General features: G+C 72.3%; 17 protein-coding genes. 5 read left to right on the forward strand and 12 right to left on the reverse strand.

Annotated elements, in window-relative coordinates; translation table 11 throughout:
* Window positions 1-163 precede the first annotated feature (163 nt).
* On the forward strand, window positions 164-1,822 hold the full coding sequence (locus tag AMK29_RS18770; protein ID WP_073814312.1) for a peptidoglycan-binding domain-containing protein: 1,659 nt from the start codon (window positions 164-166) through the stop codon (window positions 1,820-1,822).
* Window positions 1,823-1,939: 117 nt separating this feature from the next.
* Here AMK29_RS18770 and AMK29_RS18775 read toward each other — a convergent pair whose 3' ends face one another.
* The 4 genes from AMK29_RS18775 to AMK29_RS18790 form a co-directional block, all read right to left on the reverse strand.
* Window positions 1,940-3,949 carry an AAA family ATPase gene (locus AMK29_RS18775; protein ID WP_073814314.1) on the reverse strand — a complete coding sequence of 670 codons (2,010 nt, stop codon included), beginning with the start codon at window positions 3,947-3,949 and terminating at the stop codon, window positions 1,940-1,942.
* The gene (locus tag AMK29_RS18780) at window positions 3,946-4,608 is read right to left on the reverse strand and encodes a DUF4255 domain-containing protein (protein WP_073814316.1); all 663 of its coding nucleotides are present in this window, start codon (window positions 4,606-4,608) and stop codon (window positions 3,946-3,948) included. Before AMK29_RS18780 ends, AMK29_RS18775 begins: the two co-directional genes overlap by 4 nt.
* Complete coding sequence (locus tag AMK29_RS18785) at window positions 4,608-5,258, reverse strand: response regulator transcription factor (protein WP_073814318.1); 651 nt, start codon at window positions 5,256-5,258, stop codon at window positions 4,608-4,610. The genes AMK29_RS18780 and AMK29_RS18785 overlap by 1 nt, the downstream gene beginning before the upstream one ends.
* A gap of 409 nt (window positions 5,259-5,667) precedes the next feature.
* Window positions 5,668-6,717, reverse strand: a complete 1,050-nt coding sequence (locus AMK29_RS18790; protein ID WP_073814320.1) for a mechanosensitive ion channel family protein — start codon at window positions 6,715-6,717, stop codon at window positions 5,668-5,670.
* A 112-nt stretch (window positions 6,718-6,829) separates the two neighbouring features.
* Between AMK29_RS18790 and AMK29_RS18795 the strand changes: the two genes are divergently transcribed.
* The 3 genes from AMK29_RS18795 to AMK29_RS18805 all read left to right on the forward strand — a co-directional run bounded on the left by AMK29_RS18795 (window position 6,830) and on the right by AMK29_RS18805 (window position 8,060).
* On the forward strand, window positions 6,830-7,039 hold the full coding sequence (locus AMK29_RS18795; RefSeq protein WP_030315760.1) for a helix-turn-helix domain-containing protein: 210 nt from the start codon (window positions 6,830-6,832) through the stop codon (window positions 7,037-7,039).
* Entirely contained in the window at window positions 7,039-7,593 is a 555-nt protein-coding gene (locus AMK29_RS18800) for a Clp protease N-terminal domain-containing protein (RefSeq protein WP_073814322.1), read from the forward strand. Before AMK29_RS18795 ends, AMK29_RS18800 begins: the two co-directional genes overlap by 1 nt.
* A gap of 92 nt (window positions 7,594-7,685) precedes the next feature.
* Window positions 7,686-8,060, forward strand: coding sequence for a hypothetical protein (locus tag AMK29_RS18805; protein ID WP_073814324.1), 375 nt, complete (start codon window positions 7,686-7,688; stop codon window positions 8,058-8,060).
* A gap of 119 nt (window positions 8,061-8,179) precedes the next feature.
* Here AMK29_RS18805 and AMK29_RS18810 read toward each other — a convergent pair whose 3' ends face one another.
* The 6 genes from AMK29_RS18810 to AMK29_RS18835 form a co-directional block, all read right to left on the reverse strand.
* Window positions 8,180-8,473, reverse strand: a complete 294-nt coding sequence (locus tag AMK29_RS18810) for a YkvA family protein (protein WP_073814325.1) — start codon at window positions 8,471-8,473, stop codon at window positions 8,180-8,182.
* Between the two features lie 51 nt (window positions 8,474-8,524).
* On the reverse strand, window positions 8,525-10,141 hold the full coding sequence (locus AMK29_RS18815; protein ID WP_073814327.1) for a TROVE domain-containing protein: 1,617 nt from the start codon (window positions 10,139-10,141) through the stop codon (window positions 8,525-8,527).
* 310 nt (window positions 10,142-10,451) lie between these two features.
* Entirely contained in the window at window positions 10,452-11,873 is a 1,422-nt protein-coding gene (locus AMK29_RS18820; protein ID WP_073814329.1) for a GH1 family beta-glucosidase, read from the reverse strand.
* A 100-nt stretch (window positions 11,874-11,973) separates the two neighbouring features.
* A complete protein-coding gene (locus AMK29_RS18825; protein ID WP_073814330.1) occupies window positions 11,974-13,065 on the reverse strand; it encodes a DUF1996 domain-containing protein in 1,092 nt (363 codons plus the stop codon).
* A 139-nt stretch (window positions 13,066-13,204) separates the two neighbouring features.
* Window positions 13,205-15,388 (reverse strand): discoidin domain-containing protein, encoded by a 2,184-nt coding sequence (locus AMK29_RS18830; RefSeq protein WP_198942278.1) that lies wholly within the window; start codon window positions 15,386-15,388, stop codon window positions 13,205-13,207.
* A 126-nt stretch (window positions 15,389-15,514) separates the two neighbouring features.
* On the reverse strand, window positions 15,515-17,710 hold the full coding sequence (locus AMK29_RS18835) for a discoidin domain-containing protein (protein ID WP_073814332.1): 2,196 nt from the start codon (window positions 17,708-17,710) through the stop codon (window positions 15,515-15,517).
* Between the two features lie 190 nt (window positions 17,711-17,900).
* Here AMK29_RS18835 and AMK29_RS18840 point away from each other — a divergent pair, with 190 nt between their 5' ends.
* Window positions 17,901-18,920 (forward strand): LacI family DNA-binding transcriptional regulator, encoded by a 1,020-nt coding sequence (locus AMK29_RS18840; RefSeq protein WP_073814333.1) that lies wholly within the window; start codon window positions 17,901-17,903, stop codon window positions 18,918-18,920.
* A 53-nt stretch (window positions 18,921-18,973) separates the two neighbouring features.
* Here the strand turns inward: AMK29_RS18840 and AMK29_RS18845 are convergent, their stop codons facing one another.
* Both AMK29_RS18845 and AMK29_RS18850 read right to left on the reverse strand, forming a co-directional pair.
* On the reverse strand, window positions 18,974-20,371 hold the full coding sequence (locus AMK29_RS18845) for a GH1 family beta-glucosidase (protein ID WP_073814334.1): 1,398 nt from the start codon (window positions 20,369-20,371) through the stop codon (window positions 18,974-18,976).
* 56 nt (window positions 20,372-20,427) lie between these two features.
* A complete protein-coding gene (locus AMK29_RS18850; protein WP_073814336.1) occupies window positions 20,428-21,267 on the reverse strand; it encodes a carbohydrate ABC transporter permease in 840 nt (279 codons plus the stop codon).
* Window positions 21,268-21,296: the final 29 nt, after the last annotated feature.

Below are 21,296 nucleotides of genomic sequence, written 5' to 3' on the forward strand. Positions count from 1 at the left end.
GCCCCGGCGAGGGAGGAAGGGGCGCTCGTGAGGGCAGCGGGGGTTGCCCTCACGGACACCGTCCGCGTGGCCCGGCCGGGAGGCCGCGGGGGCACGGCGCACTGCCCCCGAACAGGGACGTTCGGGCAGGCGGACACCACCCCCGCGCCCCTAACGTTCGCCCATGACCATGTGGACCTCTCTGGACCCGGCCGAGGTGACCGTCGAGCCCGGAGCACGCGCCGGCGCCCGACTGCGGGTGCGGAACACCGGCGACACCGTCGAGGAGTACCGCCTCTCCCTCGTCGGGAAACCCTCGGGCTGGTCCCGGATCGAGCCGGACGTGCTCCGCCTCTACCCGGGCAGCGAGGGGACCGCCGAGATCTCCTTCGCCCCGCCCCGCTCCTCCGACGTGGAGGCCGGGCCCCTCGCATACGGCATCCGTGTCGACCCCCGTGAGAACGCCGCCGCCCGCGACGTGGTGGAGGGACGGCTGACCGTCACGCCCTTCACCGAGACGCGGGCCGAACTCCTGCCGCCCGCGCTGACCGGCCGCCTCCGGGGGCGGGCCCGGATCGCCGTGGACAACCTCGGCAACACCCCGCTGACCGCCTCCCTCGTGGCGCGGGACGAGGCGAACCGGCTGACCTTCGACGTACGGCCGAACGCCGTGCAGATCGCCCCGGGACGCGCCGCCTTCGGCGATCTCGTGGTGCGGCCGCAGGCCGTGCGGTGGACCGGCCCCGAGGAGTCGCACCGGTTCACCGTGGCCGTGCGGAGGGCGGGCGACGACACCGCGCTCGACCTCGACGCCACCTTCGACCAGCGACCCGTCTTCGGCAACTGGCTGATGGTGGTCGGCGGACTCCTGCTGACCGCCGTGATCGCCTTCGTGGTGCTGTGGTTCAACTTCTCGCCGAAGATCGTCAGCGCGGCGAAGGAGATCCGCGCGACCGGCGTGCCCCGGCCCGTCCCGCAGGGAACCGGCAGCGAGCTTCCCGAGGCCCCGCCACCCCCGGGCGGGGCCGGCGGCCCCACGCCGGGGTCGGAGGCGCCCGGCGGCCCTCCGCCCCTCACGGACGGGGTGCCGCCGCCGGCAGGCGACGGCGGGCAGGGTGGCGACCCGGGAGGTGGCCCGACCGACGGCGGACAGGACGGCGGCGGACAGGACGGAGGAGGCCAGGACGGCGGGGGCCAGGACGGCGGCGCACCGACCGCACCCGCGCCCGACACCGGCGGCGACGAGCAGCCCGCGGCCCCGCCCGTCGCCCCCCAGCCCGTTCCGCCCTGGGTCCCGGGCTCCCCGAAGGACCTCGTGGTCGAGTTCGCCCAGGAACGCCTCGCGCACATGTCGTCCGGCAACGCCTGCCGGCTGCAGCCCGGCTGGACGCCGGGAATCATCGACGCGCCGACCCGCGCGTCCCTCGCCTGCTACCAGCGCGCCGTCGTCAAGGACGGGGTCGAGAACGGCAAGAACTCCGCCGCCATCTTCGACACGGACCGTGAGGGCACGCTCGGCCCGGCCACGCTGACGTCCCTGTGGGCGCAGGGCATCACTCCGGACAAGGTACGGTCGGGCGCCACCAGTTGGGAGACGACCCAGCTGATGGCCGCGTTCTGGGCTGCGTACAACCGCGAGTACAGCGACACCGACTTCCAGCGGGCGCGCACCAACGCCCAGTGGGGCATCGACCACTTCCGCGCGGGCAAGGACACGACCAGCCGCTACAGCACCCAGGTCGAGGCGAAGATCCGCGCCTACCAGTCGGCCGTGGGTCTCTCCGCGACCGGCACCGTCGACTGGCCGACGATCCGCAAGATGCTCGGCGGCAGCGTCATGTGAGGTGAGCGCCCCACGGCGCGGACGACAGGAGGGGGCCACCCGCACGGGTGGCCCCCTCGTCGCCGTACGGCGCTCGCGAGGACGCGGGCCACGGGCGTCACCGTGCGGCACACCGCCTCACGGTGCCCAGGGCGCCCCCGCGTCCAGGACCAGCCGCCCCGCCTTCTGGTACTCGCGCCGCGCCCCCGCCCGCACGTCCTCGCCGGTCACCGCCGAACCGCGCGCCGCGGCCAGGTATCCGGCCGTCACCGCGGCCGACCGGATGGCGCCTCCCGCCAGCTCGAACTCCCCGGCGCAGCGCGCGATCTCCTCGTCCACGCCCTCGCCCTTCGGCGTGCCCGCCAGACAGGAGTGCCAGAGCGCGACCCGCTGCCGGGGGTCCGGGAACGGGAAGTCCACGACAAGATCGAGCCGGCGCGTGAACGCCTCGTCGATGTTGGCCCTGAGGTTGGTCGTGAGCACCGCGATCCCCGCGAACGCCTCAAGACGCTGGAGCAGGTACGCGCTCTCCAGATTGGCGTACCGGTCGTGCGAGCTCTTCACCTCCGACCGCTTGCCGAAGACCGCGTCGGCCTCGTCGAAGAGCAGGACGCAGTCCGTACGGTCCACCTCGACGAAGATCCGCTCCAGGTTCTTCTCGGTCTCGCCGACGTACTTGTCGACCACCGAGGAGAGGTCCACCACGTACAGGTCGAGGCCCAGTTCGCCGGCGACCACCTCCGCGCCGAGCGTCTTGCCGGTGCCGGACTCCCCGGCGAACAGCGCGACGACACCCCGCCCCCGCCCGCCGCCGGTGCGCAGCCGCCACTCGCCGAGCACCCGGTCCCGATGACGGGCTCTGGCGGTGAGTTCGTGCAGCAACCCCAGGGGTTCCTCGGGCAGGACGATGTCGGCGAAGCCCACCGCGGGCCGGATCCGTCGGGCGTGGCTGTCCAGCAGCGGTGCGGAGACCAGCCGGGCACTGCGCTGCACCTGCGCCGCCGTCAACGCGGTGCCCTCGAACGCGGCGAGCGCCCGCGCGGCACGGGCCGCCCGGCGGACCTGGTCCCCGCTGAGACGGTACGGGGCGGTGGCCTCGTCCAGGTCGAAGTCGCTTTCCATCGTCCCGAGTTCGCGGTGCCACAGATCCCCTGCGCCCACCGCGTCCTCGGGTGCGTCGAGAGCCAGCAGCTCCGCGCCCGGGGCCCACCCGGGGTCGGGGGCGTCGGTGCCGGCGAGGACCACGGTCGTGTCCGCCGTGGCGAGGACGCGCACCAGCGGGCCGGGCCGGGTCGGCAGCGGCTCGACGACCACGGCGGCCCCGCGGAGCCGGGCCTCCCGCAGCAGCGCCCGCCCCGCCGCCACGTCGACGGACTCCGGCCGGTACCGCAGGACGGGCCGACCGGCGCCGAGCAGCGCGGCCACCACGGCGTCGGTGGCGGCCCCGGGAACCCGCTCCCGCAGATGCACGGTGACGGGCCCGGCCGCCGCGACCCGAGCGCCGAGCGCGGTGGGCGCCGTGCCCGTGTCCGCGGCGGCCCGCTCCGTGTCGACGCGGGTCAGCAGCTCGACTCCCGCGCCCTCCAGAGCGCCGTCCAGCCGGGTGTCGTCGCCCAGCAGATGCGCCACCACCCGCTCCGGGACACGCAGGGCCCGCCCGGGCAGCGGCCGGTCCTCGTCCTCGACGTCGAGCAGCCCGCCGGAGCGCAGCGGCGCCGCCGGGTGGAAGCGGTCGCGGGCGGCCGGGTCGGAAGGGCCGGTGCCCGCCAGGCCGAGGGCGAGGGCGACGGTGGCGCGACGCCGTCCGACATCGTCGTTGAGGTACGCGTACGACGTCTCGAAGCTCCGGTCCACCTCGGGCGCGAGTGCCGCGAGGAGGATGTGCGCGTCCAGCGGGGACAGCGCGAAGGACCGCGCCAGGCCGCCGAGCCGGTCCGTCCGGCCGATGTCCGGCAGCGGCGGTCCGGCGTCGTCCGTCCCGTGGACGGGCGGCTCCGAGGCGGACCGGCGGGCCGCCTCCTCGCTGACGTACAGCCCGCGCAGCGGATCGCCCGCCGTGGGATCGCCCGCGCTGCGGGCGTCCACGAGCGCGGCGACCCGCGACCGCAGTGCGACGATCAGCTCCAGCACCTCATGAGGACCGCTCATGCGCCCGTCGCCCCCGTCGCGGCGTCGGAGCCGGCACCGGTGGCGCCGCCTCTGCTCCCCGCGCGCCGGATCATCCGGGGCCTGACTTCCGTCGCCGCGGCGTCGAGCCCCCGCACGACGATCTCCGCCTCCGTGACCGGCGGCGCTACCTCGTACACCGGGGTGACCGGGAAGGGGGTGGTGACCACGACGTCCAGCGACGGCTTGAGCTCGCCGCCGAGCGCCGACCAGATGTCCGCGAGCGACCGTGACTCGGCGGGCGGCACGGCGACGCTGATCGGAAGGGACGCGGCGATCGGCCGCACCGACTCCGGTACGGCGTCGCCGGCCAGCACCTCGTGGGGGAGGAGCAGCGCCATCGCGGCGGCGAGCAGCCGGTGCTCGTCCTCGGGCCGGGAGGTCCAGGCCGTCACCAGGTAGGAGAGCCTGAACCAGCGCGGTGGCTGACGTCGGCGCGTCACGGCGCCACCGGCGTCCCGCTCGGCGTAGGCGCCGCGCTCGCGCCGGGCCACGTCCTCCCTGATGTCGTACAGATAGGCGTTCAGGGTCGGGGCATTGCGGCGGGCCGCCCAGTCGCGGGTCGGCGCGTCGAAGGCGACGTCGCCGGTCACCGCGGGTGCCAGCAGCCGGCGCAGGGCCTCGTCTATCTCATGGATCATCAGATGTAGCCTTCGCGGAGCGCGTACGCGACGGCATGCGCCCGGTTGGTGAGCTGGAGACGCGTCATCAGCGCGTGCAGGATGTTCTTGACGGTGCGTTCGGAGTACGCGAGCTTCTCGCTGATCTGGCGGGTGTCGAGGCCCTCGGCGAGGAGCCGCAGGACGTCCACCTCGCGGGGAGCCATCCCGAAGAGCGGCACCGCCCCGCCGGTGGCCGCGCCCGTCGAGGTGGCCCGCTGCAAGCGCCCGACCTGGTTCAGCAGACGGCTGACCAGGTCAGGCGGCAGTTCGCCGTCGCCGCGCGCCGCGCTGTGCACGGCGCTCAGCAGACGCTGTTCGGTGGCCTGATGACGCCAGATGATGGCCCGTACCCCGTACTCGACGACGGCCAGCAGGTCGGGCTCGCGCAGCTCGCGCGCGACGAGGACGACACGCTGGTCCCGCCCGCGCAGCAGGCGCCGCAGCTCGGCCGTGGTGGGTTCGTCGATCCGCTCCGCGAGCAGCACGGCGACCGCCGGGGCGTTCCGGTTCCCGTCGTCCTGGTCAGGGACGACGTCGATGGTCGGCTGATGCCGCAGGTGGCTGATGAGCCCGGCCCGACTGAGAGGATCGGACGCGTGGACGGTCACCGTCACCGGCTTGGTGAGCACTTCCCCTACCTGCTCTTTCTCACTCGCCTCGACGGTCCGGGCGAGTGGGAGGCCCCTCCGGGAACGACCGCTGAGAAGGCCGCTCCGGTGTCTCCCGCCGGATGATCGGCGCACATGGTGAGCCCCCGAGGTCTGCTGGTCAGCGGCCGACGCGCCGGCCGCAGTTGGTCCCGTCCAGCTTCCCGCGCACGACTCACGTCCCACTGGCGCGGCGCTAACGTTCCGCTGCCGCCGCTCGAACCCCGCCCGCCCCCGCCGGACCAACCGATTCCCGTGTGGTGCCTGTCACGTGTCGGCGAGGAGGGGTGTCGGGCGAGCGTGCCACCGGGGCCGGGAGCTCATGACGGACACCCTGCCAGGCCCGCCGGGCCGGGGCGACCGGATATACGGGCGGTTCCGCAGGGGCCTGTCAGTGGCCCGGGGCGTCGGCCGCCGGGGCGGTGATGATGCGGGGGAGCGCGCCCGGGTGCTCCCGGGTGAGCCAGTCGACGAGGTCCTCCCGAACGGCGCAGCGGGTGGTCCAGAGGTCGTCGGCGTCCTTGGCCGTGACGATGGCGCGGACGGTGATGGCGGTCGGGGACGTGTCGGTGACCGCGAGGTCCCAGGCGCGGCCGTCCCAGGTGGGACAGGTGTCGAGGAAGTCCTTCAGGTGGGCGCGCATCAGGCCGACGGGCGCGGAGTGGTCGCAGTGCACGAAGACGGAGCCCGTCAGCTCGTTGCCGCCGCGGGTCCAGTTCTCGAAGGGGCGGGAGGTGAAGTACGAGACGGGCAGGGTGACCCGGCGCTCGTCCCAGGTCCGTACGGTGAGGAAGGTGAGGGTGACCTCCTCCACGGTGCCCCATTCCCCGTCGACGACGACCGTGTCGCCTATGCGGACCATGTCGCCGAAGGCGATCTGGAAGCCGGCGAACAGATTGCCGAGCGTCGACTGCGCCGCCACGCCGGCCACGATGCCGATGATCCCGGCCGAGGCGAGCAGGGAGGTGCCGAGCCCTCGGAACGTCGGGAACGTGACGAGGGCGAAGGCCGCGGCGACGACACCTATCGCGACCGACACCACGCGTGTGATCAGCGTCACCTGGGTACGGACGCGGCGCAGCCGTGCGGCGTCCCGCGCGCGCGTGGCGTACCGCGCGTACGAGGACTCGACGACGGCCGAGGCGAACCGCACGGTCAGCCAGGCGCCGCCGCCGATCAGGCACAGCAGCAGGATCTGGTCCACCGCCGCCGTGTGCTCCAGGAGCGGCCGCCATTCCGTTGCGCGGTAGGACCACCGGAACACGGCGGTCAGGAGGACGAGATGGAGGGGGGTGCGGCAGCGCCGCAGCAGCCCCCAGAGCGGGGTGTCAGGGCGACGCGCGTCCGCGTACCTCGCGAAGAGGTCCGCCGCGCGGCCGGCGGCGAGGGCCAGCAGTGCCGAGCCGCCGAGGACGATCGCCAGTCGAACAACGCTTTCCATGGCTCCCCAGTCGATGTGTGGATGGTGGTTCCTGTTCGCCTCACCGCCGTGCCACCCGGCAAACACGTCAACCAAGGTTGACGGGACGAGGTTGTCAACGTAGGTTGACTGCATGACCGATGCGACCGATCTCGCCGCGCGAGCGGGCGACCGCGACCCCCGGGTCGGACTGCGGGCCGTCTCCGCGCTGCGGCGACTGCTGGAACAGCTGGAAGCCGTCCAGGTGCGCAGTGCGCGCAACCAGGGCTGGTCGTGGCAGGAGATCGCGACCGAACTGGGAGTCAGCCGACAGGCCGTCCACAAGAAATACGGGAGGCAGTGATGTTCGAACGGTTCACGAAGGCCGCACGTGCCGTGGTGAAGGGGGCGGTCGAGCACGCGGAGCGGGGCGGCGCGACCGTCGTCACCGAGGAACACCTGCTCCTGGCCCTGCTCGACCGCGAGGACACCCGGGCGGCGGCCGCGCTGCGGCAGCTGTGCCCGCCGGACCGCCGCCCGTCCCTGGTGACCGCGCTCGCCGAAGCCCGGCGCCGGGCGGGACTCTCCCGGGCCGACGCGACCGCTCTGGCGGAACTCGGCATCGACGTCGGCGCGATCGTGGCACGCGTGGAGGAGACGCACGGCGCCGGCGCCCTGGCGGCCGATCGCAAGGACGCCGGGTGGTGGTCGGGCCGCCGCTCCTTCTCCCAGGAGGCCAAGGCCGTCCTGGAGAAGTCGCTCCGCGTGGCGCTGGCCCGCAAGGACCGGGAGATCGGCGACGAGCACATCCTCCTTGCCCTCACCACGACCGGCGGCGTCGTCGCCGAGGCCCTCGCCGACCACGGTGTGACCTTCGCCTCCGTCGACACGGCGGTCTCCACCGCGACGACACGTTAGAGGGTGTGGCTTCCGTTCCCCGGGGCAGGCGGTCCTCCTGAGCCCGCGTGACGCGGCTCGGGAGAACGTCCGAGAACGGAGGAGTGATCGACATGGCGGAGAACGTGTGGAGTTACGGGCAGGCGTTCGGCCACCTGGTGGGCACGGACCTGACCGGCTGGAGGGTGGAGGCCACCGACGGACACATCGGGAAGGTCGACAAGCACTCCGACGAGGTCGGCGACGCCTATCTGGTCGTCGACACGGGAGTGTGGATCTTCGGCAAGGAAGTGCTCCTTCCCGCCAGCACGGTGACCCGCATCGACCTGGAGGGTCATGTGGTGCACATCGGCCTGACCAAGGAGCAGATCAAGGACGCGCCGGAGTTCCACTCCGACAAGCACCTCGCGGACCAGCAGTACCGGGAGGAGATCGCCGTGCACTACCGGACGGGCGGCCCCTTCGGCGGCGGCCCGGCCGTCGTCTGACCCCGGCTCATACGCCTCTCACCCGTACACACCTCTGACCCCTGCCCCCTACGCCGAGGCGGCCCCCGCACCCAGGTGCGGGGGCCGCCTCACGCCGTCGAACTCCCGGGTCCCGCACGTCAGCCGGGCAGCTCCTCGCGACCCACGCCGCTCCTGGCCGCCGCCGTGTGCAGGGCCCGCAGGGCCACCAGCAGGACCCCGATGTCGTCCAGGTAGACCGGGTCCGGGATCAGGTCGATCGGCGACACCGTGTACACCACGGCCGCCCAGAACAGGGCCTTGGACCGCAACGGCACCCCCGCGTCCAGCAGCAACCTGCGCGCCCGGAAGACGCGTACGAGCAGAACGGCCGCGTATCCCGCCATCACGAGCGCGACGACCGCGGCGACCACGAGCCAGAGTGAGCTGTCCATGTTCCTCTCCTACCCCGACTGCCGGGCGACCTCGCACGCCGCCGCGCCGGCTCAGGGGGTGCACCGGTGCACGACGGTCCACGGCCAGGTCGCCCCGCTGCCGGCTTCGACGAGGCCGACCATCCGGAACGCCGTGTCCGTGAGGCCGCCGAACGTGTACCGGTGAGGACCGGTGGGTCCGTGGGCGTGCTCGTAGCCCGCCAGGTTCCAGGTGTAGACCGGGACTTCGGCCGGAACCGCTTCGGCCGGCCCGCCCGGATCGTAGGCGGCGACCTGCTCGTCGGTGACGATCAGCACCCGGTCGTGCTGCCGGTAGTGGGCGCGCAGCGCCTTCGCGGTGTAGGTGCCGCCGAGGCTGTGGAACCGTTTCAGCACGTCGAGCACGGGTTCCCCCGTCCGGAACGGCACCACGGTGCTGGACCAGCCGAACTCCACCAGGTCCGCCTGCTCGGCCCGCATCGCCAGCGCGACGCCGAACACGGCCGCCGCGTCCGCCCGCGTCAGCTTCGACCGCTCGGACACGGTGTCCCAGAACATGGAGTCGGACCGGTCCACCAGGATCAACGTCCGGCCGGGCAGGGCCGGTACGTGGGAGAGGGAGTGCCCGAGCGCCTGCTCCAGAGGGGCCGCCCAGTGCTCCGACGGCGCGTGCCGGTACGCGGCCAGGTAGCGGAAGGGGAACTGACGGGACCGCGCGACCTCGTCGGCGTCCGCGACCCGCGCGGCGACCCGGGCCGCCGCCTCGTCCGAGATTCCCGCCTCGTCGAAGTTCCGCAGGTTCCGCAGGAGAGCCATCGGCCCCATCGACGGGATGACCGCCTCCCATACGGCGGCGTCCATCGGGCCCTGGAGCCAGCCCGCGACGGCCTCCCAGGTCATCCCCGCGGCCGTCAGCCGCGCGGCGCCGTCCGGCCCGGTCACCAGGGCCCGCCGCTCGGCCACCGGCAGCTCCCTCAGCGCCCGGTGCGCGGTCAGCAGACGGTCGGAGGCCGGCGGGACCGCGAGCTCCGGGTGGTGGCGGCGGTCCAGGGCGTACCGGAAGAGCGCGTCCTGCCACGGCTTGTCCGGATCGGGGCGGGCGTGCACCAGGTTGAGCACGTCACCGAAACGGAAGCCCTTGGACACGGTGTCGTACTTCAGCAGGGACCGGGAGGAGTACAGCCGGCGTACGGCATCGGCGATGCCGCGCTTCACGGGCTGTGGCACCTTCCGTCCGTACGTCGAGGTCCAGTACGCGAGCATCTCGCCGGGCTCGTCGGCGCGCTGCAGCACCGAGTTGATCACGGACCGGTTGGACGGCCCGTCGGACGCCCCGGCCTCCAGCCGGGCCCGCACGTACGCGGCGGCGCCCACCAGCGACGCCGTCCGCATGTTGCCCTCGCCGCGGAGCCAGCGCAACAGGCCGGCCGTCCACACGGGGTCCTCGACGGCGAGTGCGCGGACGAGCCGGGTGTACCGGTCGTCGCGGTCCCGCCCGCTCTCGTAGAAGGTCTGCTGCGAGACGAAGTTGCCGACGGCCAGCAGGAAGAGCTCCTCGCGGGGCTCCCGGACGAAGGCCGGGCCGCCCGGGTGGGTGCGCAGGCCCCGGCCGGGCGGCCGGTGGTGGCTCGTGGGCTTCGACGCGGTAGGGGTGGCGGCGGCCGCCGCGACATGCGGAGCCACGAGCATCTCGGACCAGATCTTGGAGACGCGCTGGGAGTGACGAGGCAGTGAATCCCCCCGGATCCATAGGAACGGACGGCCCCGGGCATGCATCCGACGGGGCGGACGCGACCGCGCCTCCGGAGAACAGAAGGAGCCGCGGCGTCACTTGGGTGTCAGAAGGAAGTAGCCGCAGCAGGGCGCATCGGAGGCGCGGTCGCGACGCCAAAGCTACGCGGACCGCCGGAAGCGCACCAGCGATTAAACGGCCGACACCGTCACTCCACGGGCCGACACCGTCACTCCACGGAAACGGCCGCCACCGCCACCCCGCACGTCAATCGCTCACGGTCGTGCCGCGGACGCGGTGGGCGGTGTCCCGCAGCCACAGGGCGCTGCGCTTGGGCGTGCGGGTCTGGGTGGCGTAGTCGACGCGGACGAGCCCGAAGCGCTTGTCGTAGCCGTACGCCCACTCGAAGTTGTCCAGGAGCGACCAGGCGAAGTAACCGCGGACGTCGGCTCCGCCGGTCCGGGCGCGGGCCACGGCGGCCAGATGCGCCGCGAGGTAGGCGGTCCTGTCGGTGTCCTCGACGAAGCCGTGGGCGTCGGGCCGGTCCTCGTACGCGGCGCCGTTCTCGGTCACCACCATCGGGATGCCGGGGTAGTCGCGGGAGACGCGCAGCAGCAGCTCGGTGAGGTCGTGCGGCATCACCTCCCAGCCGAGGCCGGTGACCGGGAGACCGCCGTGCGGCAGGTTGCGGGTGACGGGGACGCCCCGGGCATCGGTCCCGGCGCCGTGCTCGTCGACCCCGGAGGTGCGCATCGAGCGGTAGTAGTTCACGCCCAGGGTGTCGATGGGGCTGCTGATGATCTCCAGGTCGCCGTCCTCGACCGGGATCCCGATGCCGTGGACGGCGAGGTCGGTCACGAGGTCCTCGGGGTACCGGCCGCGCAGGACCGGGTCGAGGTAGAAGCGGAATCCCAGGGCGTCGGCCCGGCGCGCCGCCTCGCGGTCGGCCGCGCTGTCGGTGGCCGGCCGGCTGGTGCCCAGGAGGTGCGTCACGGCCAGGTCGAGCGGACGGCGGGCGGCGGAGCGCAGCCGCTGGACCGCGAGCCCGTGGGCCAGGTGCAGATGGTGCACGGCCCTCACGCCGTCGGCGAGGGAGCGGCCTCCGGGGGCGTGGACACCTTCGACGTGGCCGAGGACGGCCGAGCAGAAGGGCTCGTTCAGGGTGGTCCAGTGGGCGACGCGGTCGCCGAGCCGCTCGTGGACGAGGTCCGCGTAGTCGGCGAAGCGGAAGGCGGTGTCGCGGGCGGGCCAGCCGCCGGCGTCCTGGAGTTCCTGTGGCAGGTCCCAGTGGTAGAGGGTGAGCCAGGGGGTGATCCCGCGCGCGAGGAGCTCGTCGACCAGTCGGTCGTAGAAGCCGATGCCGGCCGGGTTGGCCGGGCCGCGCCCGTGGGGCTGGACGCGGGACCAGGAGACGGAGAACCGGTACGTGTCCAGGCCGAGGGCGGCGAGCAGGGCGACGTCCTCGGGCATGCGGTGGTAGTGGTCGCAGGCCACGTCACCGGTGTCGCCGTTGTCGACGGCCCCCGGGACACGGCAGAAGGTGTCCCAGATGGACGGCGTGCGGCCGTCCTCGGCGGCGGCTCCCTCGATCTGGAAGGCGGAGGTGGCGGCGCCGAAACGGAAGTGCGCCGGCAGGAGGTCGATCAGCTCGTCGTGCGGGGCGGTGACGGGCGGGGCGCTGGAGGTCACGGGTGCTCCTGAGGCTGGAGGGAGACAGGTCGGGGGAGGCGCGGGCGTGAGGACGGCCCGGACGCCGTCGCGGGCGTCCGGGCCGTGCGGGGACGAAGGGTCAGGGGAGACGGTGGTCCGCGTTCAGCACGGTCCCGCGTTCGGGGCGGTACAGGTCGAAGCCCCGTGTGTCGCACTGCAGGCCGCCGACGATGCAGTGGTCGACCAGGGCCTTGAGGGTGCGCTCCTCCCACGCGTTGAAGAAGTCGTAGTGGAAGGAGTAGCCGCGGCCGCTGGCCAGGCGGACCTGGCTCATGTCGCCGTTCACCGGCCACGCCATCTTGAACTCGATCATCGGCAGGGCGACGGGGTGGGAGGCCGGGCACATGTTGTCGTTGGTGCCGGGCTTGACGACCGGGTAGGCCATGTGGCTCTTGTGGTCGGGGGTGTCGAGGTACAGGCCGTTCCAGCAGCTGGGGGCCTGCATCCGCAGGTTGAGCTGCACGTCGGGCCGGCTGGGACAGCTCGCCGGGATGTCGGTGTTGAAGAAGCTGTCACCGCATTCCCAGCCCTCGACGAACCCCTTGTGGGCCCGGAACTCCTGGGCGCTCTGCATCGGGTTGCCGACGACGAACCGCAGCCCCTTGGGGAAGGGCCGCACGCTCCGGTAGTCGGTCACGCCCGCCTTGTAGTAGATGACCTGCGGGCCCACGGGCAGGATCTTCTGGTCGCCCTTGTACAGCGAGGGCATCCAGTACGCGGAGGCGTCGGCGGGCGCCTTGCAGGTGGTGTTCCCTCCGTAGAGCGAGCCGGTGGTGCTGGCGGCGTTGGTGGAGGTGTTGCCCATGAACGTGTGGTCGTGGGACTTGCCGAACTGGCCCGGGTAGACGATCGGGTCGTCCGGCGCGGTGTGGGTGACGGAGCAGCCGGCCTGGAACTCGTGGTGGTAGGCCGGGGGCGGGGTGGCCGTGGACGGTGTCACCCCCGTGACCTGGGGTACGGCCGGGATGTAGCCGTCCCCGTCGGGGTCGTCGCCCGACGCCTGCGTGGACGCGGCCATGACGTGCCCGCTGTGCGCGCCGGCGGCGACGGCGGCGGGCGGGGCGCTGTTGTCCGTGTCCGCGGCGGAGGCCATCGTGCCGACGCCGAGGACGCTCGCGAGGAGGGCTGTGCCGACGAGGAGTGCGGGGAGCCGTTTCGGACTCGATCTCATGGGGATCTCCTGCCCATGGGGATGGTTTCGCGTGGACGCGAACGCGCCACGCGACTGAGGTGAGGGGTTCCCGTGCGGTGGTGCCGGGGTGGCGGGGCCGAGCGGCGGGCCCCGCCACCCGTCCTGGGGGTCCGGCTCGTCAGCTGTAGACGCCGAACTCGTGGAGCGAGTAGCCCCAGCCGGTGCCGCGCGCGGTGAGCTGGAGCTTGACGTACCGGGCGGTGGTGGCGGGCTCGATGGTGTCGATGTCGCCGTTGCCCGTGGTGGTGGTGTGGACGGTCCGCCAGGTCGTGCCGTTGTCCGAGACCTGGACCTCGTAGGCGCGGGCGTAGGCCGGGTCCCAGACGAGCTGCACGGTGCGGATGGGCTTGGACGCGCCGAGGTCGACCTGGATCCACTGCGGGTCGCTCCAGTCGCTGGCCCAGCGGGTGGAGGTGTTGCCGTCGGTGGCGTTGGAGGCGGGGCAGGGGCAGTCGCCGTAGGAGGCCTGGGCGGAGGAGGCGGTGGTGGGCCTGTTCAGCGCGATGTTCGTGCCGGTGACGGGCGGGGCGACGACCTTGACGGACTTCGTCTCGATGCCGGCGTTGCCGCGGCCGTCCTCGGCCTGGATGTAGACCTTCCACACGCCGAGCTTCTCGGGTGCGGTGACGGCGAAGGTGCCGTTGCCCAGGGAGCGGTACTGCGCGTCGACGAGGCGCTTGTCGCCGTTGGCGTAGTTTCCGCTGAGGTAGATCTTGGGCGTGATCGGGTCGCCGTCGGGGTCACGGATGTCGGCGCGGACCGTGAACTCACGTCCCGCCGGGGCCGCGGAGGCCGGGCTGACGGTCATGTTCGTGATGACCGGAGGGGTGTTGTCGCCGGCGGTGGAGCCGGTGTACGCCTTCTTGACGGCGTAGTACGACAGTCGCTTCAGCCCGTCGGGCACGAGGTTGAACCAGACGCCGCCGAAGTCGTGCTCGAGGCCGTAGTGGAAGAGGGTGGCGCCGAGGGCGACGCCCCGGTGGCCGGTGACGCAGCCCCAGCCCGTGGTGTAGCCGTCGGCCTTCTGGACGTCGGTCGGCTCGTCCGGGATGCCGTTGACGTCGTCGGGGACCTCCCACTCGCCGGCGGGGCCGCCCTCGGTGACGACGTACGGCTTGTCGTAGCCGCCGTCGATCCAGTCCTGGCGCACCTTGCAGAGGTTGCCGTAGGAGTTCATCGAGTACAGGTCGAGGTCGGGGGCGTTGCGCTTGTAGTACGGCCAGGCACCGGTCCACGCGTCCGTGGAGGTCACGGGGTGGTCGGGGTCGATCGAGTGGATCTTCTTGGCGACGTCGTTGACGAAGGTCGTGTACGCGTTGCGCTGGGCCTCCAGTTCGGTCCCGCCGTAGCAGTTCTGCAGACCGAGGACGGACTCGTTGCCGACGTTCCACATCAGCGTCGCCGGGTGGGACTTGTAGGTGTCGACCCACTTCGCGAACTCGGTGAGCATGGTGTTCTTGTACGTCGTGTCGGTGACGTAGTTGACGCAGCCGCCGGAGCCGGGGCCGCCGCCGGGCTGGAGCCAGAAGCCGTTCATCACCTTGAGGCCGTTGGCGGCCGCGGCGTCGAGCAGCGGCTTGCTGGAGGCGTCCGTCCCCCAGGTCCGGACGGTGTTGACGCCCATGGACTTCAGGTCCGGCATGTAGCGGGGGGCGTCGGCCATCGCCGGGCCCCAGGTGAGGCCCTTCACGGTGTACGGCTGCCCGCCGACGGTCAGCTGCCAGTTGCCCTGCGAGCCGGTCACCTTGACCGCGCCGCCGGGGCCGGGCTGCGTGGTGCCGCCGCCGTAGACCCGGAACTCCCAAAGCGAGTAGCCGTAGCCGGTGCCCCGGGTGATGCCCTGGAGGCGCACGTAGCGGCCGGTGCCGGTGACCGCGAGCTCGTCGGTCCCTCCGTCGCCGGCCGTCACCGACTTGACGGTGCGCCAGTCGGTGCCGTTGTCGGAGAGCTGGATGTCGTACGCCTTGCCGTACGCGCCCTCCCAGTTCAGGACGACGCGGCTGATGTTCGTGCTGCTGCCCAGGTCGACCTGGATCCACTGGGCGTCGGTCCACTGGCTCGCCCAGCGGGTTCCGGTGAGGTCGCCGTCGACGGCGGCGGCCGGGGACCAGGCGGCGCCCTCGCTCGACGAGGCGGTGGCGGGCTTCCCCTGGGAGAGGAGGGTCTCCGCCGCGGTGGCGGGGGCGGAGGTCAGCAGGGTGGCGGAGGTGGCCAGCAGGGCACCGAGAGAGATGAGGGAACCCGTGGTGCGGGCGCGCTTGCGGACGCGCCTTCGTGTCGTCGGGTCGGTGATCGCGGTCATTGCGGCTCCTGGACGGACAACGGGGAGGGGATGGCCTTCCGGGCGGCGCAGCGGGGACACGAGTGCCGCCCGGAAGGAGTGGGGGGCCGGGACGCGCCGTGGTCAGCGGCGCGTCCCGGACGCGTGTCAGGGGAAGGAGACGACGGTGGACGGCACGGTCGAGGTGCCGGCGGGGATGGTGGACGCCCCGGTGTCGTTGATGACGTGGTTGTAGTGGCCCATCCCGCCGAGGGACACCACCAGGAGGCTGTGGAACTTCACGCCCGGCTTGACGGGTGCCTTGAAGCCGTGGTCCTGGACGATGGTCGGGTCCACGTTGTAGTTGCAGTAGCTGCCGAGTCCCCACGCCTCGTGGGTGTTCACCGAGTCGTCGACGCGGTAGGCGGCGTACCCCTTCGTCGTGCCGTTCTGGATGGCGGCCTGGTTGGGGGCGTCGTACGCCTTCTCGTTCTGGTAGAAGATCGTGCGGCCGCGCTCGCCGTACCACTCGACGTCGTACTTGTTGAAGTGCTCGACGAACAGGCCGGTTGCGAGGACGTCGTCGCCGTTGACGCGGACGCCGTAGTCGGCGCGGTTGGTCTCCCAGCCCCAGCCCTCGCCGTGGTCGGCGCGCCACACCCAGGTGTGGTCGACGATGGCGTCGTCGCTGTTGACGACCATGCTGGTGGTGGCCTTGCCCGCGCCGGCGCCGCCGATGCGGATGTACACGTCCTGCACGGTGGTGGGGTTGGCGGCGTGGTCGGCGCCGGCGCCCTGGGGCCCGATCTCCAGCAGCGTCGGGGAGTTGACCGGCCCGGCGTCGATGAGGAAGCCGGCGAGCCGGACGCCGTCGACGTCGGCGACCCTCATCGCGGTGACGCCGTTGTCCGGGATGATCGTCGCGAGGCCGAGGCCGAGCACGATGGTGTTGGCGCGGTTCACGTTGATGGTCTGGTCGACGTGGTAGACGCCGGGCGTGAACAGCAGGTGCAGGCCCTGGTCGAGTGCCTGGTTGATGGTGGCGGCGGTGGTGCCGGGCTTGACCACGTAGAACTGGTTCAGCGGGATGGACTCACCCTGGGGGGTGCCGTTCGCCCAGCTGGTGCCACGGGCGTTGACCCGCTTGGCGGGCGCGAACACCTTGTACTCGTTGCCGTCGAGGTAGAGGTACGGCTTCTCGCGGGAGATGGGCGTCGTGTCGAGCGTGGTGTAGCGGGGCTCGGGGAACGCGTTGGCCGGTGCGCCCTGGACGCCCGAGAAGGTCTGGTTCCAGACGCTGTTGGACCAGCCGCCGATGGAGCTGTCCCGGGTGTACCACTGTTGCTGCGAGTAGTTGCCGACCAGGCCGTCGATCTTCGAGTCGGCGATGTAGCCGCCGCTGGCCCAGCCGTAGCCGTTCGGCGCGAGGTTGAGCCCGCCCTTGACGTGCATGCGGCGGAACGAGGAGGCCTGCGAGACCGCCCACCGGTTGGTGCCGTTGACCGGGTTGAGGGTCAGACCCTCCGCGCCGCGCCAGAAGTTCTGGGTGGCGTTGCCGTTGAACCAGCCCGCGTCGACGGTCACGTCCCCGTTGATGGTGGTGTCGCCGGGGCGCAGCCCGAGACCGGCGATCTGGGTGTAGAAGCCGATCTGCGCGTTGAGGTTGTTGTACGTACCGGGCTTGAAGAGGAAGGCGTGCCGCCCGGAGCCGAACTGGGCCGACTCCTGCTGCTGGAAGACCTGGTCCAGCTTGGTCTGTATACCGGGCGTGGACGGGTCGAAGACGTGGACGTTGGGGCCGAGGTCGCCGCCGCCGGGGAGGGTCGGGCCGCTGCCGTCGGTGCTGCCGTAGACCTGGAACTCCCAGAGCGAGAAGCCGTATCCGGTGCCCCGGGTGAGGCCGTTCATACGGATGTAGCGGCCGGTTCCGGAAAGGGTGACCTCGTCCGTGCCGCCGTCGCCGGCGCCGACGGCGGTGACGGTCCGCCAGTCGGTGCCGTTCTCGGAGGCCTGGATCTGGTAGCTCTTGCCGTAGGCGCCTTCCCAGGTCAGGACGGCGCGGCTGAGCGTGGCGCTCTTGCCGAGGTCGACCTGAAGCCACTGGGAGTCCTGCCAGGAGCTGGCCCAGCGGGTGCCGGTGAGGTTGCCGTCGACCGCGGCGCTCGCCGCGAAGGCGGGTCCCTCGGTGGAGGAGGCGGTGGCCGTCTTCCCCTGGGAGAGCAGGGTGGGGGCGGCCTGTGCCGTCGTCGCCGGGGCCAGGGCGAGCAGGCTGCCGGCCAGGGACGAGACGAGTGCGCCGACGGTGGCCCGTCGGACGGCTGAGGCGGGTCGCCGGAAGGCCGGCGGGGACCCGAGGGAGGACATGGGTCTCCTCTGGATACATGGGGGATACGTGGGAGAGCGCTCTCCGGAAACCTTGCCCCTGGGGCGAGTTGACGGTCAAGGCGTATGACACGACTTTTCTTTTGGCTTTCATTAAGTGTCGACGCCAACGGCTTCGGGCCATCCATGGACTGTCCTCACACCGGACACACGGCACCGTTAAAGTGCGCTGGTGGGGAATCGAGGACCGACACTGGAAGACGTCGCACGCGAGGCGGGGGTATCGCGCGCGACCGTGTCCCGCGTCGTCAACGGCGTGCGCAACGTCGACCCCGACATCCAGCGCACCGTCCGCGACGCCATCGCCCGCACCGGCTACACGCCCAACCAGGCCGCGCGTTCCCTCGTGACACGCCGCACCGGAACCGTCGCCCTCGTGCTCTCCGCGACCGGCAGCGCCTTCGCCGCCCGGGTGTTCTCCGACCCGTTCTTCGGCCGGGTCGTGGACGGCGTCCTGCCCGTCCTCCGCGAGCGCGCGATCCAGCCGGTGATGCTCGTCGCCGAGTCGGAGCCGGCCAGGACCCAGCTCGTCGAGTACCTCCGGCAGGGAGGCGCCGACGGCGCCCTGGTGGTGCCGCTCGACGACGAGGACCCGCTGCCGGCGATGCTCGTGGCAGCGGGTCTCCCCACCGTGCTGTTCGGCCGCCCCCGTGACGGCGAACGCTGCGCATTCGTCGACCTCGACAACGCCGCGGGCGCCCGCCTCGCGGCCGAGCACCTGTGGGCCACCGGCCGGCGACGCCCCGCCACCATCGCCGCACCGGTCACCGCGCCCACGGCGCGAGAACGCCTGGACGCCTTCCGGGAGGCACTCGCCGCCCACGGGGTGACGTCGGTCCCCGTCGTCCGGGGCCGGTTCACCGTCGACAGCGGCAGGGCCGCCATGGCGAGGCTGCTCAGGGACCACCCGGTGATCGACGCGGTGTTCGCCGCGAACGACCTGATGGCCCAGGGCGCCTGCGAGCACCTGCGCGAACAGGGCATCGCCGTCCCCGGCACCGTGGCCGTCGTGGGCTTCGACGACTCGGTGGCCGCGCGCGACGCCCGGCCCCGGCTGACCACCGTGCGCCAGCCGGTGGAGCGCATGGCGGCGACCATGGCGGAACTCCTGATCGAGCAGCTCGACGGCGGCCGCACCGACTCCGCGTCGAAGATCTTCGAGCCGCTCCTCGTCGTACGCGACACCACCTGACCCGCCGGGCGGCGGCGCTCACGGCGGGTCAGGTGGTCACGACGGGGCGGAGGTCAGCCGGCGGTCGCCTCCCGATGGGCACGGACGATGTCCGCGTACCGGCGGCCGCTGGACTTCACCGTCCGGCGCTGCGTCGCGTAGTCGACGTGGACGAGGCCGAAGCGCTTGTCGTAGCCGTAGGCCCACTCGAAGTTGTCGAGCAGGGACCAGGCGTAGTACCCGGCGAGCGGGGCGCCCTTGCGCACGGCACGGGCACAGGCCGCGAGGTGCTGCTCCAGGTAGCGGGTGCGCTCCGGGTCGTGGACCTCGCCGTCGGGGCCGACCGTGTCGGGGAAGGCCGAGCCGTTCTCGGTGACGTACAGCTTCCGTACGCCGTAGTCCTCGGTGAGCCGCAGCAGGAAGGCCTCCAGGCCGCCCGCGTCGATCTGCCAGTCCATGCCGGTGCGCGGGACCTCGGGGAGGCGCACCTCCCGGGCGTGCGGCACGGGGCCCGCCGGGTCGTCGGCGACCGTGACCGGGAAGTAGTAGTTCAGGCCGTGCCAGTCGAGCGGCGCGGCGATGGTCTCCAGGTCGCCCGCACGCTCGGGGAGTTCGACCCCGTACAGCTCGCGCATGTCGGCGGGGAAGCCGCGGCCGTAGACCGGGTCGAGCCACCAGCGGTTGGTGTGGCCGTCCATCCGGGCCGCGGCGGCGACGTCCTCGGGCCGGGTGGAGGCGGCCTCCACGGTGGAGTGGTTGGTGACCAGGCCGACCCGGGCACCGGGGGCGGCGGCGCGGATCGCCTGGGTGGCGAGGCCGTGCCCGAGCAGCAGGTGGTACGAGGCGCGCACGGCGGCCGTGACGTCGGTCAGGCCCGGGGCCATACGGCCCTCCAGATGCCCGATCCACCCCGAGCAGAGCGGCTCGTTGAGGGTGGCCCACCGGGTGACCCGGTCACCGAGCCGCTCCGCGACGACGGAGGCGTACGCGGCGAGGTGCTCCGCGGTGGCCCGCTCGGTCCAGCCGCCGTGGCTGTCCCGGACCCGGTCCTGGAGGGCCTGCGGCAGGTCCCAGTGGTAGAGGGTGACGGACGGGCTGATGCCGGCGTCGAGGAGGCCGTCGACGAGCCGGTCGTAGAAGTCGAGGCCGGCCTTGTTGACGGGCCCGTCGCCGCCGGGGACGACACGCGGCCAGGCGATGGACAGCCGGTAGGCGTCCGTGCCGAGGCCCTTCATCAGGGCGATGTCCTCGGGCCAGCGGTGGTAGTGGTCGCAGGCGACGTCACCGTGGTCGCCGTTGTCGATCGCGCCGGGCACGCGGGAGAAGGTGTCCCAGATGGAAGGGGCCCTGCCGTCCTCGGCGACGGCGCCCTCGATCTGATAGGCGGAGGTCGCCGTGCCCCACGAGAAGTCCGGAGGAAAGGCCTCCAGGTCGAGCGAGGCGAGGGCGTCGGCGTCGGTGGATTCGGGCACGGGGAACCTCTTCGTGTTCGGTGTGGAGAGGGGAGTCGTCGGTCCGGGGGAGGGCGTCACTTGACCGCACCCGCGGTGAGACCGGCGACGAGATAGCGCTGGAGGAGGAGGAAGCCGACGACGACGGGGACGCTCACCACGAGGGAGGCGGCCATCACCTGGTTCCAGTAGACGTCGTTCTGGGTGGCGTACCCCTGGAGACCGACGGCGAGGGTACGCGTGGAGTCGTTGGTCATCACGGAGGCGAAGAGCACCTCGCCCCACGCGGTCATGAAGGCGTAGACGGCGACGGCGATGATGCCGGGGGACGCGGCCGGGACGATGACCCGGAACAGTGCCTTGATCGGACCGCAGCCGTCGACCTTGGCCGCCTCGTCGAGCTCGCGCGGGATCGAGTCGAAGTAGCCGGTCAGCATCCAGATGGAGAACGGCAGCGAGAAGGTCAGATAGGTGAGGATCAGCCCTTCGCGGGAGCCGAAGAGGGCGATGCCGGTGGCGTTGCCGATGTTCACGTAGATGAGGAAGAGCGGCAGCAGGAAGAGGATGCCGGGGAACATCTGCGTGGAGAGGACCGTCACCGTGAAGACCCGCTTGCCGCGGAAGGTGTAGCGGCTGACGGCGTACGCGGCGAAGATCGCGACGACCACCGAGAGCACCGTGGCCGCGCCGGCGACGAGGATCGAGTTCACGAAGTAGTCGGCGAGCGGCACGGTCTCCCAGATGTCGACGTACGGCCGCAGCGTGATCCCGGAGGGGATCCACTCGAACTTCCCCGAGACGTCCTCAAGGGGTTTGAGCGAGCTGGAGATCATCACGTACACCGGCAGCACCACGAAGGCGGTCAGCAGGGTGAGGAAGATCCGCCGGGTCCAGAGGAACGACCGGGGCGCGGCCATGGGGGAGCGCGGGGCCCCCCGTCGCGCTG

The organism is Streptomyces sp. CB02261 (assembly GCF_001905665.1).
Classification (GTDB): domain Bacteria; phylum Actinomycetota; class Actinomycetes; order Streptomycetales; family Streptomycetaceae; genus Streptomyces.

What these genes read in the sequence shown, in the direction of transcription:
- AMK29_RS18770 (WP_073814312.1), top strand. Translation starts at nt 164, where the DNA reads ATGACCATGTGGACCTCTCTGGACCCGGCCGAGGTGACCGTCGAGCCC.
- AMK29_RS18775 (WP_073814314.1), bottom strand. Translation starts at nt 3,949, where the DNA reads ATGAGCGGTCCTCATGAGGTGCTGGAGCTGATCGTCGCACTGCGGTCG.
- AMK29_RS18780 (WP_073814316.1), bottom strand. Translation starts at nt 4,608, where the DNA reads ATGATCCATGAGATAGACGAGGCCCTGCGCCGGCTGCTGGCACCCGCG.
- AMK29_RS18790 (WP_073814320.1), bottom strand. Translation starts at nt 6,717, where the DNA reads ATGGAAAGCGTTGTTCGACTGGCGATCGTCCTCGGCGGCTCGGCACTG.
- AMK29_RS18795 (WP_030315760.1), top strand. Translation starts at nt 6,830, where the DNA reads ATGACCGATGCGACCGATCTCGCCGCGCGAGCGGGCGACCGCGACCCC.
- AMK29_RS18800 (WP_073814322.1), top strand. Translation starts at nt 7,039, where the DNA reads ATGTTCGAACGGTTCACGAAGGCCGCACGTGCCGTGGTGAAGGGGGCG.
- AMK29_RS18805 (WP_073814324.1), top strand. Translation starts at nt 7,686, where the DNA reads ATGGCGGAGAACGTGTGGAGTTACGGGCAGGCGTTCGGCCACCTGGTG.
- AMK29_RS18810 (WP_073814325.1), bottom strand. Translation starts at nt 8,473, where the DNA reads ATGGACAGCTCACTCTGGCTCGTGGTCGCCGCGGTCGTCGCGCTCGTG.
- AMK29_RS18815 (WP_073814327.1), bottom strand. Translation starts at nt 10,141, where the DNA reads ATGCTCGTGGCTCCGCATGTCGCGGCGGCCGCCGCCACCCCTACCGCG.
- AMK29_RS18825 (WP_073814330.1), bottom strand. Translation starts at nt 13,065, where the DNA reads ATGAGATCGAGTCCGAAACGGCTCCCCGCACTCCTCGTCGGCACAGCC.
- AMK29_RS18830 (WP_198942278.1), bottom strand. Translation starts at nt 15,388, where the DNA reads ATGACCGCGATCACCGACCCGACGACACGAAGGCGCGTCCGCAAGCGC.
- AMK29_RS18835 (WP_073814332.1), bottom strand. Translation starts at nt 17,710, where the DNA reads ATGTCCTCCCTCGGGTCCCCGCCGGCCTTCCGGCGACCCGCCTCAGCC.
- AMK29_RS18850 (WP_073814336.1), bottom strand. Translation starts at nt 21,267, where the DNA reads ATGGCCGCGCCCCGGTCGTTCCTCTGGACCCGGCGGATCTTCCTCACC.